Raw genomic sequence first — 16,526 nt, 5'->3', positions numbered from 1 at the left:
CAAAGCAGCGTCAGGGCGATACGGATGTCAGCTCGGGCGCCCGTCTGGCCTGGGTGCGCTGTTCGTAGGCATAGGCCAGGCCAATCAGCTCTGGTTCTGAAAAGGCCGCTCCGAAAAAGGAGATGCCGACTGGCATCCCGTCTATGTAGCCAGCGGGAACCGTGATGGCAGGGTACCCAGCGATCGCGGCGAGGCCGGAGCTGGATACATAGTTCACCGAGGAGCCATCATCACCATTTTCCAGATCGATCAGCCAGCCAGGGCCGTTGCTCGGTGCCACAATCGCATCCAGCTGATTGTTTGTCAGTGCGTCGTCGAGGCGGGACTGACTGATGGACTTTGCCTGCTGCAAGGCTTCCAGGTATGCAGGGTCGGTCAGATCTGTTGTCGCCTGGGCCTCCAGAAAAATCTCCTGGGCGAACCATGGCATCTGCAGTGATGCATTGACCTCGTTAAAGCGGATCAGGTGCTCAAGGGACTGATAAAAGCCACCACGATTTCTCAGGTAGGCATTCAGGTCGTTTTTGAACTCATACAACAGCACCTGGTAGGAGGCCTCACTGAGCTCGCGGCTGCCACTCAGTTCGATGTCAACCACTGTAGCGCCAGCACTGCGCAGCTCGTCCAGTTGCGACTCCATCAAGGCGTCAAGCGGAGCGTTGCGGCCAAACAAAGAGCGCATCACGCCTATGCGTTTGCCTGACAGCGCGTCGGCCTGCAGGTATTGCGTGTAGTCCACGGGGCTCTGAGCCTGAGGGTTGTCAGTGATGGCATCCTGCGGATCGCTGCCCGCCATCACGCTCAGCATTACAGCGGCGTCTGCCACAGTTCGCGTCATGGGGCCTGCAGTGTCCTGACTGTGGGCAATCGGAATGACACCGCTGCGGGAAATCAGTCCCAGCGTGGGCTTAATGCCAACCACGCTATTGTTGGCAGAGGGGCAGATGATGGACCCGTTGGTTTCGGTGCCCACTGCCAGCAATGTCAGATCGGCTGCGACTGCGACACCGGAGCCAGAGCTGGACCCGCAGGGAGTGTGCAGCGCATTGTAGGGGTTGCGGGCCTGGCCACCACGCGCCGACCAGCCGCTGGATGAGCTTGTGGAGCGGAAATTAGCCCACTCACTGAGATTGGCTTTCCCAAGAATGACGGCACCAGCCTCACGCAGCTGTTGAACCAGAAAGGCGTCCTCTGCCGGTGTGGGGGCAAACAGCAGCGCGTAACTCCCGGCGGTCGTTTTCATGGCATCCGCGGTATCGATATTGTCTTTCAATAGCACCGGCATGCCGTGCAGCGCCGAACGCACGTTGCCGCTGGCGCGCTCCTGGTCGAGACGGGCGGCGATGTCCAGTGCCTCCGGATTCACTTCGATCACGGCCCGCAGGCTGTCGTTGTAGGTGGCGATACGCTGCAGGTAATACTCAGTCAAGGCGACGGCAGTCAGCTCACCGTCCTGCATGGCGTCCTGCAGGATTTCGACATCCGCCCAGGCCGGAACCTGCTCACTGTTGTTGCCTGCAGTCTCGCTGGCATCGGTCGAGCCGACGCTGACATCGCTGCTCTCAACAGTCTCAGATGGCGGCGAGCAGGCTATCAGCAGTGCTGTCGCCCCCATCATGGCGGTTCGCGCCAGCAACAAAGCGTGATACCTGATTCCGCGTTCGATTGCGGGCGGGTGAATCATCGTTGCGGCATTATCAGTCATCATTCACCTGCATGTCAGAGTATTGGATCCAGTGTTTGCTGCTGTATTAATCGTTGGCGCTCATGGCGGCTTCTGCTTCAGCCCGTCGTGCCCCCGCCAGGACGCCTGGCAGTGCATAGTTGCCCTCGTGGCAGGCGTATTCGAATATTTTTTCGTCGCTGGGCCGGGCATTAAACATCAGTTCACCGGTCCACGGCTGTCGGTAAACCGATGGGTCATCCAGTGTAAAGGTGTACAGAATCTCGGTTTCCGAGACCCGTTCGAAGCGCTCGGTCACGGTCAGGTTCTGGGAAGCACCAAACACGCGCTGTTGCGGATGAAAGCCGGTAGTGGTCACGACCAGGGTATCGCCGTCCCAGTGACCCACGGAGTCGCCCATCCACTTGTTCATTTCCGGGCGCAATTCATCATTCAGGCGGATGATACGGGCGTCGTGATTCATCTCGGCCATGATCATCACGTAGTCGTCATTCTGAACGATCTGATAATTATTGTTGTACATCACTGGCAGCATGGGCGGACCAGAGTGGTTGCCAAAGGAGAGCAGGCAGCGCTCAGCCAGCGGCCGGCCCTCAGGGCCGTCATTGGCGCTGACTCCTGGTGGCAGTTCGCGGCGCAGCCGGGCACCTTCTGCAAAGGGAATCTGCCCGTTGGGTGGGTCCACGATGATGGAGGAGCGGGGCTCACCATTGATCACCTGGATGCGGTCGCCGACTTCTTTCCAGAACTCGTTGTAGCCGTCATCGGTATCGCCATCGTCGCCAGCCTGGGCGCCGGCACCGGCCTCGCGATTGGGATCGCTGGGTGCAAATTCGGCATCGATGAATGAGGCATGGTTCTGTTCCATGGCATGCACCTGCTCTGGGCTCAGTACCAGCGTTTCGCCCAGATCGCGGTCGCGGGTCAGCGGAGTCAGTGTTTTATTGCTCCAGACACCCTGCAGATCAGGCTGGCCATTGGCCAGGCGGGGCAGGTCGTCAGATTGGGCATGGCTGAGACCAGCCGGCAGGGTGGCAAGCAGGGACAGTGAAATAGCGGCGGCGCGGAGAGTCATTATTATTTCCCCCGGGATCGTTGGATTTGTCACAGAATTGTGCCAGAACAACACCGATTATTGGATAAAGGTTCCGGGTAAGGCAAGGTCTAATCAAGCATTTGCGGCAAATGGTCGACAATTGGACAAACTTTGCTGCAATTTTATTAAAGCCACTTCCATATCAGGTCGTTATAATCCCAAAGTTTTGTTACTCATAATTCAAATTACAGGAAGGTCGTTTTGAGATCGATTGTTCACCTGACCATTGCCGGTTTGCTTGCCATCCCGTTCAGCCAGCTGGCAGCAGCCCAACCCATTAACGCCGCCGCTACGGAAACCGTTCCCAGACTGGGAGCCGAAACCAGACTGCCTCTGCAACGATTATCGGATGATATAGACATCCGTCTTGATGGTAATCTGGACGACTCTGCCTGGCAGGGACTGACGGGGTACACCGGTTTTGGCGTGGTTGAGCCGGAAACACTTGCACCGGCACCTTACCGAACCAGGCTCAGGGTGTTTTATAACGACCGTGGTATCTACATCGGTGTCGATATGGAACAGCCGTCGGATACCCTGGTGCGCCGCATCACTGCGCGCGACAATCGCGAAGTGAACCGCGACCGGGTGTCCATAACACTGGATTCTTCCGGCGAAGGGCAGTATGGCTACTGGGTCAGTCTCGCACTGGGTGACAATCAGCTGGACGGCACGATTCTACCTGAGCGTCAGTACAACAGTCAGTGGGATGGCGCCTGGTACGGCGCGACTTCAGAAACGGCCAATGGCTGGTCCGCGGAGTTCTATATCCCCTGGGGACAGCTGGCCATGCCATCACGTGATGAAGACCGGGAGATCGGGTTTTATGCCGAGCGTGTTGTGGCCCACCTGAACCAGAACTGGTCCTGGCCGGCCATCGCCAAGTCCGATCCGGTGTTTCTCAGCAACTTTCCGCGGATGCAGCTCGATGGCGTCAACCCCACCCAGCAGTGGAGCCTGTTTCCCTCGGTTGCGTCGACCTATGATGAAATCGACAGTGAGTGGCGGCATCGCACGGGTGCAGATATATTCTGGAGACCATCCACCAACTTCCAGATGACGGCAACCATTAATCCCGACTTTGGCTCGGCAGAAGCAGATGATGTTGTGGTCAACCTCACTGCCAGCGAGACTTTTTTCCCTGAAAAGCGCCTGTTCTTCCAGGAAGGCCAGGAAATCTTTAATGTCACCTCGCGCGCCAACGGCAGTTCCGGCAAGCGCTTCACAATTCTCAATACACGACGCATTGGTGGCCGCCCACGATCGCCAGATCTGGATCCCGGTGAATCGCTGACCGCGCGCCAGCGCATTACCAACGCCGATCTGATTGGTGCGGTCAAAGCCACTGGCCAGCTGGGACGTGTGCGTTATGGTCTGCTGTCAGCGGTGGAAGACGAGACCCGATACAATGTCGGCGGTCAGCGCATTGAGCAGGAAGGTCGCGACTTCACAGCTTTCCGTGTGCTCTATGAGGATGCAGCAGGCGGTGCCGCGTATCGCGGGCTGGGTTACATTGGCACACTGGTGGCACACCCTGACTCTGATGCCGAAGTGCATGCGGTGGACTATCGTTATCTGACCCAGGGCGGTATCTGGAGCTTTGATGGCGCTGTGGTGACCTCCGACTCCGATGAAAACGGCCAGGGTTATGGCACCTTCACCGACATCGTTTACTCACCGCGGCAGGGCTTTAAACACACCCTGAACCTGACCTACCTGGATGACACCATCGACATCAATGACTTTGGTTACCAGGATCGCAATAACGTCTGGGAAGCCTGGTATCGTTTTGAGTGGATCAAGACCAACCTGGGCTGGGCGCGTGATATCCGTGTCAGTCCCTTCCTGCGCTACGAGGAGAGTCTGGACGGTGATCGCACCAACAATGCCGTGCCTGTAATCAGCACGACCATCACGCTGAATAATCTGGACCGGGTCAACCTGAGCTTCCAGCACTTCCCCAAGCGTTATGATGATCTGAACAGTTTTGGCAATGGCACCTTTGCTACCCGTGAGCGTCTGAATGCCAGCGCCAACTACAGCACCAATACTGCTCTGCCGTTCAGCTGGGAAATTGGCTTTGGCCGTTCCGAGGAATTTGCCAGTGGTGACAGCTATCGCTATGACCTGGGGATGAACTGGCGTCCGCTGCCGAACATTAATTTCGCGGCCAATGTTAACTATCAGGATCGTGACGGCTGGTTGTTGCATCAGGGCGGTCAGAACTTTACTGCCTTTGAAACTTCGCAGTGGGAAAGCAACTTCCGTTTTGAGTACTATCTGACCGCCAAGCAGCAGCTCAGTGCGGGTCTGCAGTGGGTAGGCATCAAGGCGCTGGGTGATCGCTACTTCCGCCTGCCTGCGAATGCACCGACCCGCAACCGTGATCTGATCGAAGTGGATCAGCACTCGGCGACACCCGGGGATTTCTCGATTTCGCAGATGAACTTCCAGCTGCGCTACCGTTGGGAGATTGCGCCGTTGTCAGATCTGTTTATCGTCTACAACCGCAACGCCAACCGTCGTGCGGGCCTGTTCGACTTTTCCGATCAGTTTGATGATTCCTGGCAGAACCCACTGGTCAGCCAGCTGGTTATCAAGCTGCGTTACCGCCTCGGTACCTGAGGACTTTGCAGTGCAGCACTGGAGCCCTGATTTGATATCAGGGCTCCAGGTGCCACTCAATAGAATTTCATAGCAGGCGCGCCAGTGTCAGCAGTGCTCTCTCCAGCCGCGCATCCCAGCGCACGGCACAGTTCAATCGCAGGCAATGGCCAAACTTGCCGCTGGCAGAAAACAGCGGACCTGGCGCAAAGCTCACACCTTCATCCATCGCCTGTGCCATCAATGCGGTGGTGTTGATATCTTCTGGCAGCTCCACCCACAGCACAAAACCACCGGCAGGTCGGCTGACCCGGGTATCTTCCGGAAACAGCTGTGTCACCCTGTCGGTCATGCGGGCAATGGCTCGCACATATTCACTGGCTGAGCGCCTCACTTCCCGTTCGTAGTGGCCGTGCTGCAGAATATGCGCCAATGCAAGCTGACCGGGTGAATTAACCGAAACCGTGTTTACAAACTGCAGATAGGTTGCTTCAGCATGGCGTTTGCCAGGAACCAGCCAGCCCACCCGCATGCCAGCCGACAGGGTTTTCGACGATGAAGAACAATAGTAGACCAGACCTTCGGTGTCCCAGCGCTTGACCGGCGAAGGTCGTCTTATATTGAACGACAGGTCTCCATAAATATCATCTTCAATCAGTGGTACCTGGTGTCTGCTCAGGCATTTCATCAGCGCCTGCTTGCGTGCGTCACTCATACATACGCCAAGCGGGTTGGAAAAGTTGGGGACCAGAATGCAGGCTGCGACCTTCCATTTTTCCAGTGCGAGATCCAGCGCTTCTATGGAGATGCCTGTCTCGGGGTCGGTTGGAATCTCCAGGGCCTTCAGCCCCAGCGATTCGATGACCTGCAGCAGCCCGTAATAGGTTGGCGACTCTAGAGCCACGGTATCGCCGGCCTGAGTCAGCAACTTCAGGGCGATGGCAATGGATTCCTGACAGCTGTTGGTGACCAGTACATCGTCAGCGTTAACCAGACATTGCATACCCGCCAGCCTGCGCGCAATCTGCTGACGCAGCTCAGGTGCACCAGGTGGGAATTCGTAACCTGCACAGCGCCTGCGCTGGGTCTTGAGTACGTGATGAAAAGCCTGTTCCACCTGCCGCGCAGGTAGAAAATCAGCGTCTGGTACGGCGGCGCCCAGATTGACAATCCCGGGATCGTTGACGGCCTGGAGTAACTGCAGTACGCGCTCCTGTCCGGTGACTGCGCGTGGCCGGTGGCTGGTGCTTGCCTTCCTCGGCATATCGCGCTGGGCAGGTGGCTGGCGCACAAAATAGCCGGACCGCGGCCTGGCTTCCAGCACGCCTCGCTGCTCAAGCTCACGACAGGCACTGACGGCTGTGGCGATGCTGACTTCCTGCTGAATACTGAGTTTGCGAACTCCTGGCAGCCGGGAACCGACAGGGAAAAGTCCTGCGGCGATTTGTGTCTGCAGTCGGTCTGCCATTTCCAGATAAAGCATAGTAGCTCCAGTGTTACAGTCCAGCGGTACAGATAGGTCTCAGGCCGCCATTACAGATGTGTGAATATCAAAACTGTAACGGTTCAAATTCATTATTTTATATCTGTATTGGTGGTGCCTGTCCAGCTACAGTGGCATGCGTAATAGCACTATGTGCAGGTATGACTCCTGCGGAGGAGAATTGATATGGCATTGGAGCAGATTCTGGCACTTGTCGGGTTTGTGCTTGTCATGACAGGAACACCGGGGCCTAACAATATGATGTTGCTTGCCTCGGGCGCTAATTTTGGTTTTCAACGATCGATACCGCATATTCTGGGAATCACAGTCGGATGTCAGATATTGCTGGTCGCCGTGGCACTGGGGATTGGTCAGCTGCTGCTGCGTGTGCCCCTGGCTGCAGGCCTGCTGAAGGTATTGTGCGGAGTTGCGCTGCTGTATCTCACCTGGTTGCTGGTGCGACCGGCGCCCGCTATTGATGAGTCTGCGCCCTTGAAGGTTAAACGTCCGTTGAGTTTCTGGCAGGCTGCGCTGTTTCAGTGGGTGAATCCCAAAGCATGGATGATGATGATTACGGCTGTGGCAACCTATACACAGCCAGAGGCCATGCTAGACAGTCTTCTGATGATTGGTCTTATGTTTGCCGTAGTCGGTATCCCCTGCATCAGTATCTGGAATCTGTTTGGCGCGTCGCTGCGACGCTTTCTGGCAAATGCAAGACGAGCGCGTCAGTTCAATCTGCTGATGGCAGGGCTGTTGCTGGCCTCCATGTATCCCTTGCTGGTGTGACAGAGCTTGCGAACGCATTAGCACATTGTATGAATTGGCTTATCATCGGCCCGGTTAAACGGAAGTGCTCGATAATCAGGAGGAAAGTGTGGTGAACACAAAGTCTGTGGACTACCTGACACATGCCAATACGATGGCGACCTATAATCAATGGATGAATCAGAAGCTTTACGAGGCCAGCGCCAGCCTGAGTGATGAGCAGCGCAAACAGGACCAGCGAGCCTTTTTCAAGTCCATACACGGTACGCTGAATCATCTGATACTGGCTGACCGAATCTGGATGGGACGTTTTACAGGCAAACCATACGTCGTGCCGTCACTGGACTACATGCTGACTGATTCTTTTGAGGAGCTGCGACAGGCCAGAGAAGCGGAAGATCAACGCATTATTGACTGGGCAGGCAGCCTGGACCGGGAAACCGTTGAGTCAGAGCTGCATTTCACCCCGATGACCAACCCGCAGCCCCGAACCCTGCCGATGTGGCTGGCGCTGACACATTTTTTTAATCATCAGACCCATCATCGTGGGCAGCTCACTACATTGTTATTCCAGCAGGGCATGGACCCGGGTGTGACGGACCTTTTGTATATGCCTGGACTGTCATGAGGAAAGCGATCGGCAGCCGGGGCCGCTGAGACGACTGCGCCCGCCGGCCACCGGGGCCACTATTATCTGCGTGCCGATGCGTTCTTTGAGTGCTGCAACGTGAGAAATGACACCGATCAATTTGCCTTGCTGCTGCAGGCCGGACAGTGTATCCAGTGCGACATCCAGAGCTTCTTCATCCAGAGTTCCAAACCCTTCGTCCAGAAACAGCGAGTCGACCCGCACATTGCGACTGGCTATGCCTGACAGCCCGAGTGCCAGGGCCAGCGACACGATAAAGCTCTCGCCGCCTGACAGGTTCTTTGTTGAACGTGTTTCTCCGGCCTGATAGTTGTCGATGACATTCAGTTCCAGCGGTTGCTCGCGATCACGGACCAGCAGGTAGCGATCGGTCATTTTCTGTAATTGCTGATTGGCATGCGACACCATCAATTCAAATGTCAGACCCTGTGCAAAATTGCGGAATTTCTTGCCGTTACTGGAGCCAATCAGTTCATGCAGGCGTCCCCAGCGTTCGACCTCATCGCGGTGTCGGTCAATCTGTTCTGACAGTGATTGCTGTCGCTGGCGCGCCTCGTCGTTGTCCTTAAGGCGTTGTCGAACAGCGCCGAGTGATTCCCGCAATGAGTTGGCCGTCGTTTCCTCTGCCTGCAACTGCTGTTGTAGAAGCTGTCGTGTTTCCTCACCCGGTTTACTGTTTAGCAGGGCCTCCAGTTCCTCATTGCGACGCCGCAACAGTGCCTTGATGGTTTTGCCTTCGTCCGTTAATGCCTGAATCCGGTCCGCCAGCTGCTTGCGTTCCCGTTCCGGCAACTGGGCCGACAGCAAGGCCTGTTCATTCTCGAATTGCTGAGCAGACAATAATTCGCAGAAATGTGATTCGGCATCATTTAACTGGTGGCACAATCTGTGTACGCTCTTGATTCCAGTTGCGATGCGTCGTTCACAGTCGCTAAGTTGCTGGCCCAGTCGATTCAGGCTTACTTGTGCGGTGTGCAGTGACTGCCGTGCTTTCTGTGTTTTTTCAGTGACAGACTGCTCTTGCTGCTCAACTGATTTGTCACCCAGCAGATCCCGCCGTTGCTGCACAAGATTCTCAAGTTTCAGCTGGCTTGCTTCCAGCTGGCGCTTGATGCTCAGTGCTTCGCGTGCGCCCTCAGTGGCAATCTGCTTTTGTTGGGCGGCATGCAATCTGGCCTGGGCCGCATCAATTTCCTCGAGCGTTTTGCTTAGAGTGGCTTTCTGCTCGATGATTGAGTCGCGACGTGATGCGACTGTGGCACTCAGCCTGTCTTGTTCAGTGTGTATGCCAAGCTCAAGGCACTGGCTTTCGATATGTCTACGTAATTCAGACTGCCTGTGCTGGAGTGCCTCGATCTGCTGCTGCAGTTGCTCCTTTCTGGTGTGCCATGTCACTTCTTTTTTGCCAGCAGTGGAAACGGTTTGAGTACTGTTTTCCAGGGCCTGTTGAGTGCTGTCGATGTCTGCCTGAACTGCGTCCTGATTGATGTCCGGCTGATGACTGGCATAAGGGTGCTGTGTGGAGCCGCAAAGCGGGCAGGGCACATCTTCTTCCAGTTGCGTACGCATGGCTTCCATGTCCAGCACGCGCTGCTGCAATCGCTGCTGCTCCTGCAGTGACTTTAATGTTTTCTGGTGCGCCAGCACCATGGCCTCCGCCTGCTCGCGCTCATGACTGGCGCGAACATGTTCGTTGTTGGCGTTGGCATTCTCCTGCTCGAGTTTCGACACCTGTTCGTCTGAGGATGAGAGTGATTCGATATCGCGGAGCAGATTGGCATGCGCGCCAAGCTTCGCTGTCGCCGCTTCGGACTGCGCCCTAATGTCGGCACTGCTGCTGGCACGGGTCAGTTTCTGGAGGTGTTGCTCTGCGGCGCGTACTTCGCTGCTGGCAAGTTCGTGGACTGCGTCAGCGTCCGCCGGATCCATCTGCAGGATTCTGTCTTTTTGCAGGCCCTTGTCTTTGATGCATTTTGCCAGTTCGTGCTGCTGATGTTCTGCCGACACTCTGGTCTCTGTAATCTGGGTATCCAGAGCATCGACTTTTCGGAACAAGGGACGCATCTTCTGCTCTTGGGCCTCGGCTTCCTGCAGCGCTTCCTCACCGTCTGAGATAAGTCGCTGTTGCTGTTCGATGTCATCCTGCAGTTTTTGCTGCAAGGTTTTGTCGTCAGTCAGTCGCTGTTTCTCGGTTTGCTGCTGACGTCGCAACTCAGTCAAGCCTGTGTATTTAGAGCTGAGTTCCAGCGCCCGGTTGGCTGCCTCCAGCTGGCGTCGGTCTGGCGCGGACGCTGCCTCTCGTTGCTGCCATTGCTGCTGGTCGTGCTGAAGTTGTTCCAGACTGCTGCGCAGCTCTTCACACTTGATATGCCATTGGTATTTCTGGCGCAGAGAATCGATTTGCACAGTTGCAGTCTGCAGCTGCGCGGCAAGCTGCGAGGCTTCATTCTGCAGTCCGGTTTCCTGCTCCTCCGTCAGCAATTGCGTGCCCTGTTGCTCAGCCAGCAAAAGTGCAAGCTGCTGTTTCTTCTCGCTGAGCCGCTCGTGCACCGCCAGGGAGATATCGCCATAGATGGCGGTGCCGGTTATCTTTTCCAGTATCGGCGCGCGGTCATCGGGTGTGGCTCTCAGGAAGGCGGTAAACCCACCCTGGGCCAGCAGCATGGATTGCGTGAACCTGGCGAAGTCCATGCCGGTCAACTCTACAATTCGAGAGCCAACAGTGCTCAACTTGCTGTCGATGATTTTCCCGGACTCTGCATCCACAACTTCATGTCGGGCGGCCTGCAGTTTGCCGTCCGGTTTTTTGCGTGCGCGGTGCTGTGCCCAGAACGCGCGATAGCGACCCTGTTGCGTGCTGAAGGTAATTTCCGCAAAACACTCGCCGCTCTGGCGCGACATGATTTCATTGCTGGAGGCAGTGATGGAACCAAGCCGCGGTGTCTGTCCATAAAGCGCCAGACACATCGCATCAAGCAGCGTGCTTTTGCCGGCACCGGTGGGGCCGATAATGGCAAAAATTCCGTCACTTGTGTAGGCCGGGTCTGTGAAGTCGATTTCCCATTCGCCAAGCAGGGAGTTCAGGTTCTGAAAGCGTATGCCCAGAATGCGCATGTTTATTCAGCCCGCCGATCTGCTGTTTGCATGTCGTTGACGATCTCGCTGTAAAGGCTTCGCAGCTCCTCGCGTTCATCCATCGGAACCTCATGCTGGCTGAGACAACGTTCAAAAACATCCTCTGGTGTCAGTTCATCCAGCGTCTGTTCGTCGTCGCTCTGGCTTAAGGCTCGCTGGACTGCCTGAGGGTGTTTTATCCTCAGCACGGTGAGTCGTCCTGCGCCTATATCGGCGGCGAAGGATTCCAGTTTTTCGCGCAGCTCAGGCTGTCGACGCTGACTGGTGTACACCAGCTCGACCCAGGTGTCGCCAGGCAGTTCCGCGACATCACGCAGGGCATCCTGCAATGTTTCAAGGTCACCGCGGCACTGACGCAGGCGTTGAAAGACTGGTACAGGCAACAACTTCAGCTGCGGTTCGCGGCCCCGGAACTCCAGCAGGCAGACCGACTTTTGCTGGGTCGCCTCACCAAAGCCCATCGGCAGCGGTGAGCCGCTGTAACGGATGTAGGTATTCCCGCCGACAGCCTGAGGTACATGCAGGTGGCCCAGCGCCACATAATCCAGAGATGAAGGGAAGATGTCAGGGCTTACATGTGCCAGCGAGCCGACATACAGATCACGGACGCCATCGTCTTCCACAGTCTGTGCGCCTGCGGTAAACAGGTGGCCCATACCTATGATGGGTACATCAATACCGGTCTCACTCTTTTTCACAGACGTTTCGGTGCTGCCAGGTTCGGCTCGCAGTGTTTCTGCAGCTGCCACAACCTGCTGGTAGTGCAGGGCGATGCCCGACAGCAGTTTCTGCTCCTTGTCGGCCATGGATTCGCCGGCCTCAGATTGTCGAATATCGCGGTCGCGCAGGTAGGGGACTGCGCAGACGATCATCATGGGCTGCTGCTGTGAATCTCTGAGCAGCAGAACTTCTTCTGCCGGATCATCCAGCGCGGCACCAACAACGTGGACATTCAGTGCCTGTAGCAGTTGCCGGGGAGCATTCAGGAATGTGGGTGAATCATGATTACCGCCGATGATCACAATGTGCTGGCACTGTGTTGCGCTGACCCGGCGCAGAAAGTCGTAATACTGCTGCATAGCGCGGTTGCTGGGGGTGGTGGTGTCGAAAATGTCACCCGCGATCAGAAGTACATCAATGAACTCCGTCTCAATGGTGCTGACCATCCAATCCAGCATGCAGTCAAATTCTTCATAACGTTTGTGGCCGTAAAGACTGCGGCCCAGATGCCAGTCTGAAGTATGTAAGACGCGAAGTGTCATGTTCGGGGGTGTTCGTTAATTGGGTGGATTCAGTTTGCCGGTCAGACGCTGCAAATGCCGCTGCAGCTCGTCCTGGCTGATGTCGATGATCTCGCAGACACGGCCATACAGCATGATGGTGGATACAGAACGTCCACCCAGTTCCTGTTGCGTATCATGCAGCACTTTAAGGATTATTCGCTCAACACGGGTCAGTCCATCCCTGACATCGGGGATGGTATCCAACAGATCATCCCTTGGAAAAGCACTCATCCTTGCTCCTGCTTGGCAGTTATCGGTCGTGTCGATTGTTATATCAACGGCTGCAGGGGAAGCGTTGCTGCAGGCCGCTCAGCAGCAGAGACTCTACCAGATAATCGTCCTGCACGTCTGCCTCCGCGGCCTGCTGGCGTACGATCGAGACAATTTCATCAAGGCCCATTGAACCACCTGAAGGGGGACAGAACAGGGTTGCCAGCTCTGCGTTGACGGCAGTGCGGTGGTAGGTGAAAAGTGCAGTCGTGATGTCACTCATACGCTGGATTATGGCTGTATTGGCGGGGTTGCCCTGCTCGACAGACTGGATTTCCTGGTGCAGTTCCAGCCAGGTCAGTGCCTTGACTGGCGCTGCAGCGACAAACAGGCAAACCAGAAATAAGGTCCTCATGATTCGAATACCTCCAGATAATTATTGTTTTACAATAATAAAATATTGTTTTACGATGTCAATAGTGCAATTTTTGTGTTCTGTCCAGGAGGGCATGGCAATGAATCATCTGGTGCGGATAGGCCGTATCAGCAGGCTGATGCAGATCGCCTGCACACTGTATCTGGTGTTGGCGCCCGTGATGCTGCTAGTGATCTGGTTGAGTTTCGAAACACTGGGTCCACGTTGGCAGACACTCCAGCAGCTACCGATCAGACCGGAATATGTCGGCACCCTGAATCTGGTGCTGGGCGCCATGGTCAGTGCACTTCCGCTTGGTCTGATGATGTGGGGTGTCTGGCATTTGCGCATGTTGTTTGGGCAGTTCCGTCGCGGCGAGATCTTTAATGACAGAGCTGCAGCAAACCTGCTGGTGTTCGCACGCATGCTGTTCATCACAGTGTTGATTTCGCCGCTCATCAGCGCGCTGCTCAGCCTGATACTGACCATGAGTAATCCGCCTGGACAACGGGCGATTACCCTGAGTACGGGCAGCAATGATCTGGGACAGCTGTTTATCGCCGGTCTGTTGTTGGCGGTGGCCTGGGTTCTACACGAGGGACATCGCATCCAGTCAGAAAACGAGGCATTTGTCTGACAGTGGCGATTATCGTAAACCTCGATGCAATGCTGGCTATCCGCAAAAAGCGATCCAAAGAGCTGGCCGCTTATGTCGGAATAACAGAGCAGAATATCTCGCTGTTGAAGACAGGCAGGGTGAAGGGTATTCGCTTCGCGACGCTGGAAAAGATATGTGAATTTCTTGAATGTCAGCCGGGTGACATTCTTAGGTATGTAGCTGGCGAAAACGAAGCGCCATCAGACGGCGAAGCCGAATGATGGCGCTCGTTGGTGTTTTACAGTGAGGTATTACAGATCAAAACGATCAGCGTTCATCACCTTGGTCCAGGCCGCCACAAAATCCTTGACGAATTTTTCTTTGGCGTCGTCCTGGGCGTAGACCTCTGACAGTGCCCGCAACTGTGAGTTGGAACCGAAAACCAGATCCACGCGGGTGCCTGTCCATTTTACTTCTCCGGACTTGCGATCGCGGGCTTCGAACACATTGTCTTCACCCTTGACCGGCGCCCACTCGAGGTCCAGATCAGTCAGGTTGACAAAGAAGTCATTGGTCAGATTGCCAGGTGTTTTGGTCAATACGCCGTGTTTGGCGCCTTTGTAGTTGGCGTTCAATACACGCAGTCCGCCCACCAGCACAGTCATCTCTGGTGCGCTCAGTTGCAGCAGCTGGGCTTTGTCGACCAGCATTTCTTCATCTGACACCGTAAACGCGGCGCGGCGATAGTTGCGGAAGCCGTCTGCTTCGGGACGCAGTGGATCGAAAGATTCCGCATCTGTCATTTCCTGAGTCGTATCGGTGCGACCTGGCGCAAATGGTACAGCAATGCTGTGACCGGCATCCTTGGCAGCCTTTTCAACGGCAGCGCTGCCGCCCAGTACAATCAGGTCAGCCAGTGAGACCTGTTTGCCTGACTGTGAACTGTTGAATTCAGACTGAATGGCTTCCAGTTTGCCCAGCACTTTGGCCAGTTGTTCCGGCTGGTTTACTTCCCAGTCTTTCTGGGGTGCCAGGCGGATACGCGCACCGTTCGCGCCGCCGCGCATGTCGGAACCACGGAAAGTTGAGGCAGAAGACCATGCTGTGTAAACCAGCTCGGAGACGGTCAGACCGGAGCCTAGAATCTTCGCCTTGAGATCAGCAATGTCCTTGTCGTTGATAAGCTCGTGATCAACTGCAGGTACCGGATCCTGCCAGATCAGGTCTTCGGCTGGCACTTCCGGCCCGAGATAGCGAGACTTCGGCCCCATGTCACGGTGCGTCAGTTTAAACCAAGCTCGCGCGAAAGCATCGGCAAACTCTTCCGGGTTCTTGTGGAAGTGCTGGGAGATTTTGCGGTACTCAGGATCTTCCCGCATGGCCATGTCGGCCGTCGACATCATGATGCCGACTTTCTGTGATGCATCTTCGGCGTCGGGTGCCTTGTCTTTGTCAGCCAGGTTCTTGGGCTGCCACTGGTTAGCGCCAGCCGGACTCTTGGTCAGTTCCCATTCATAACCGAACAGAACATCGAAGTAGCTCATGTCCCACTTTGTCGGCGTGGGCGTCCATGCACCTTCCAGTCCGCTGGTTATCGCATCGCGGCCTTTACCGCTTTTGTAGCTGCTCTTCCAGCCCGTGCCCATCTGCTCGATCGGAGCTGCTTCCGGCTCAGGACCAACATGGGAGGGGTCACCGGCACCGTGGGTTTTGCCGAAGGTATGACCGCCAGCGGTCAATGCAACGGTTTCGTAATCGTCCATGGCCATGCGCTTGAAGGTCTCGCGGATGTCTTTGGCAGAAAGCAGCGGATCAGGATTGCCATCCGGGCCTTCCGGATTTACGTAGATCAGACCCATCTGCACGGCAGCCAGGGGGTTTTCCAGCTCGCGCTCGCCAGAATAACGGCTGTTGGGTTTGTCACTGGTGGCCAGCCACTCGTCTTCCGCACCCCAGTAGATATCTTCTTCAGGTTGGTAGATGTCGGCGCGACCGCCGGCAAAGCCGAATGTTTTGAATCCCATCGATTCCAGTGCAACATTACCAGTAAGGATGTACAGGTCAGCCCAGGAAAGTTTGTTGCCATACTTCTTTTTGATCGGCCAAAGCAGGCGACGGGCTTTATCCAGGTTGCCGTTGTCGGGCCAGCTGCCAAGCGGTGCGAAACGCTGAGCGCCAGTGCCAGCACCGCCGCGGCCATCACCCATACGGTAGGTGCCAGCACTGTGCCAGGCCATACGAATAAAAAACGGACCATAGTGACCGTAGTCAGCCGGCCACCAGTCTTTGGAGTCGGTCATTAAGGCTTCGAGGTCTTTCTTGACAGCTGCCAGGTCGAGTGACTTGAATGCATCAGCATAGTTGAAGTCATCGCCCAGTGGATTCGATTTCGGCGAGTGTTGATGCAGGATGCCCAGGTTCAACTGGTTGGGCCACCAGTCCTGCACTCCCGTGCCTTTGCCGCCCATCTGGGTGCGGGAGCCGTGCATCACGGGGCATTTGCCAGCGCTGTTTTCGTTTTGACGGTCCATAACTCACTCCATTGTTCTGCATGAATTGTTTGAGGGTGATGTCTTGTACTCAAGCACTATAGCGCGCTTT

The 16,526-nt window shown here is 55.8% G+C and carries 13 protein-coding genes; 5 read left to right on the top strand and 8 right to left on the bottom strand.

Going from position 1 to position 16,526, the window contains the following annotated elements; all coding sequences use genetic code 11:
* Positions 1–10: 10 nt before the first annotated feature.
* Both QGM61_RS07255 and QGM61_RS07250 read right to left on the bottom strand, forming a co-directional pair.
* Complete coding sequence (locus tag QGM61_RS07255) at positions 11–1,708, bottom strand: amidase (protein WP_281132482.1); 1,698 nt, start codon at positions 1,706–1,708, stop codon at positions 11–13.
* Positions 1,709–1,751: 43 nt separating this feature from the next.
* A complete protein-coding gene (locus QGM61_RS07250; protein ID WP_281132481.1) occupies positions 1,752–2,759 on the bottom strand; it encodes a hypothetical protein in 1,008 nt (335 codons plus the stop codon).
* 222 nt (positions 2,760–2,981) lie between these two features.
* On the opposite strand from QGM61_RS07250, the gene QGM61_RS07245 reads away from it, so the two are divergent.
* The gene (locus QGM61_RS07245) at positions 2,982–5,405 is read left to right on the top strand and encodes a DUF5916 domain-containing protein (RefSeq protein ID WP_281132480.1); all 2,424 of its coding nucleotides are present in this window, start codon (positions 2,982–2,984) and stop codon (positions 5,403–5,405) included.
* Between the two features lie 67 nt (positions 5,406–5,472).
* Here the strand turns inward: QGM61_RS07245 and QGM61_RS07240 are convergent, their stop codons facing one another.
* Positions 5,473–6,867, bottom strand: coding sequence for a PLP-dependent aminotransferase family protein (locus QGM61_RS07240; RefSeq protein ID WP_237133623.1), 1,395 nt, complete (start codon positions 6,865–6,867; stop codon positions 5,473–5,475).
* Positions 6,868–7,053: 186 nt separating this feature from the next.
* On the opposite strand from QGM61_RS07240, the gene QGM61_RS07235 reads away from it, so the two are divergent.
* Positions 7,054–7,656 carry a LysE family translocator gene (locus QGM61_RS07235; protein ID WP_281132479.1) on the top strand — a complete coding sequence of 201 codons (603 nt, stop codon included), beginning with the start codon at positions 7,054–7,056 and terminating at the stop codon, positions 7,654–7,656.
* 91 nt (positions 7,657–7,747) lie between these two features.
* Positions 7,748–8,263, top strand: a complete 516-nt coding sequence (locus QGM61_RS07230; protein ID WP_237133625.1) for a DinB family protein — start codon at positions 7,748–7,750, stop codon at positions 8,261–8,263.
* Here the strand turns inward: QGM61_RS07230 and QGM61_RS07225 are convergent.
* The 4 genes from QGM61_RS07225 to QGM61_RS07210 are packed head-to-tail and all read right to left on the bottom strand — an operon-like array spanning position 8,258 to position 13,327.
* Positions 8,258–11,398, bottom strand: a complete 3,141-nt coding sequence (locus tag QGM61_RS07225) for an AAA family ATPase (protein WP_237133626.1) — start codon at positions 11,396–11,398, stop codon at positions 8,258–8,260. The genes QGM61_RS07230 and QGM61_RS07225 overlap by 6 nt on opposite strands.
* 2 nt (positions 11,399–11,400) lie before the next feature.
* Positions 11,401–12,681: an exonuclease SbcCD subunit D C-terminal domain-containing protein gene (locus QGM61_RS07220; protein ID WP_281132478.1), complete on the bottom strand. Its 1,281-nt coding sequence runs from the start codon at positions 12,679–12,681 to the stop codon at positions 11,401–11,403.
* Positions 12,682–12,696: 15 nt separating this feature from the next.
* Positions 12,697–12,933 carry a hypothetical protein gene (locus tag QGM61_RS07215; RefSeq protein ID WP_237133628.1) on the bottom strand — a complete coding sequence of 79 codons (237 nt, stop codon included), beginning with the start codon at positions 12,931–12,933 and terminating at the stop codon, positions 12,697–12,699.
* Between the two features lie 43 nt (positions 12,934–12,976).
* A complete protein-coding gene (locus QGM61_RS07210) occupies positions 12,977–13,327 on the bottom strand; it encodes a hypothetical protein (RefSeq protein WP_281132477.1) in 351 nt (116 codons plus the stop codon).
* A gap of 94 nt (positions 13,328–13,421) precedes the next feature.
* On the opposite strand from QGM61_RS07210, the gene QGM61_RS07205 reads away from it, so the two are divergent.
* Both QGM61_RS07205 and QGM61_RS07200 read left to right on the top strand, forming a co-directional pair.
* A complete protein-coding gene (locus QGM61_RS07205) occupies positions 13,422–13,964 on the top strand; it encodes a DUF2975 domain-containing protein (protein ID WP_281132476.1) in 543 nt (180 codons plus the stop codon).
* Positions 13,965–13,993: 29 nt separating this feature from the next.
* Positions 13,994–14,206, top strand: a complete 213-nt coding sequence (locus tag QGM61_RS07200) for a helix-turn-helix domain-containing protein (protein ID WP_272907295.1) — start codon at positions 13,994–13,996, stop codon at positions 14,204–14,206.
* 30 nt (positions 14,207–14,236) lie between these two features.
* On the opposite strand, the gene katG is transcribed toward QGM61_RS07200, so the two are convergent.
* Positions 14,237–16,456 carry a catalase/peroxidase HPI gene (gene katG / locus QGM61_RS07195; protein WP_281132475.1) on the bottom strand — a complete coding sequence of 740 codons (2,220 nt, stop codon included), beginning with the start codon at positions 16,454–16,456 and terminating at the stop codon, positions 14,237–14,239.
* Positions 16,457–16,526: the final 70 nt, after the last annotated feature.

The sequence above is a fragment of the Pseudohongiella sp. SYSU M77423 genome, assembly GCF_029911965.1.
In the GTDB taxonomy this organism is placed as follows: domain Bacteria; phylum Pseudomonadota; class Gammaproteobacteria; order Pseudomonadales; family Pseudohongiellaceae; genus Pseudohongiella.
Note: the sequence above shows the minus strand (reverse complement) of the source record. Positions and strands in the feature narration are given on the sequence as shown.

Excerpts from the sequence above, each read along its gene's own strand:
- QGM61_RS07255 (WP_281132482.1), bottom strand. The coding sequence starts at position 1,708 with ATGATGACTGATAATGCCGCAACGATGATTCACCCGCCCGCAATCGAA.
- QGM61_RS07250 (WP_281132481.1), bottom strand. The coding sequence starts at position 2,759 with ATGACTCTCCGCGCCGCCGCTATTTCACTGTCCCTGCTTGCCACCCTG.
- QGM61_RS07240 (WP_237133623.1), bottom strand. The coding sequence starts at position 6,867 with ATGCTTTATCTGGAAATGGCAGACCGACTGCAGACACAAATCGCCGCA.
- QGM61_RS07235 (WP_281132479.1), top strand. The coding sequence starts at position 7,054 with ATGGCATTGGAGCAGATTCTGGCACTTGTCGGGTTTGTGCTTGTCATG.
- QGM61_RS07225 (WP_237133626.1), bottom strand. The coding sequence starts at position 11,398 with ATGCGCATTCTGGGCATACGCTTTCAGAACCTGAACTCCCTGCTTGGC.
- QGM61_RS07220 (WP_281132478.1), bottom strand. The coding sequence starts at position 12,681 with ATGACACTTCGCGTCTTACATACTTCAGACTGGCATCTGGGCCGCAGT.
- QGM61_RS07215 (WP_237133628.1), bottom strand. The coding sequence starts at position 12,933 with ATGAGTGCTTTTCCAAGGGATGATCTGTTGGATACCATCCCCGATGTC.
- QGM61_RS07210 (WP_281132477.1), bottom strand. The coding sequence starts at position 13,327 with ATGAGGACCTTATTTCTGGTTTGCCTGTTTGTCGCTGCAGCGCCAGTC.
- QGM61_RS07205 (WP_281132476.1), top strand. The coding sequence starts at position 13,422 with ATGGCAATGAATCATCTGGTGCGGATAGGCCGTATCAGCAGGCTGATG.
- QGM61_RS07200 (WP_272907295.1), top strand. The coding sequence starts at position 13,994 with ATGCTGGCTATCCGCAAAAAGCGATCCAAAGAGCTGGCCGCTTATGTC.
- katG (WP_281132475.1), bottom strand. The coding sequence starts at position 16,456 with ATGGACCGTCAAAACGAAAACAGCGCTGGCAAATGCCCCGTGATGCAC.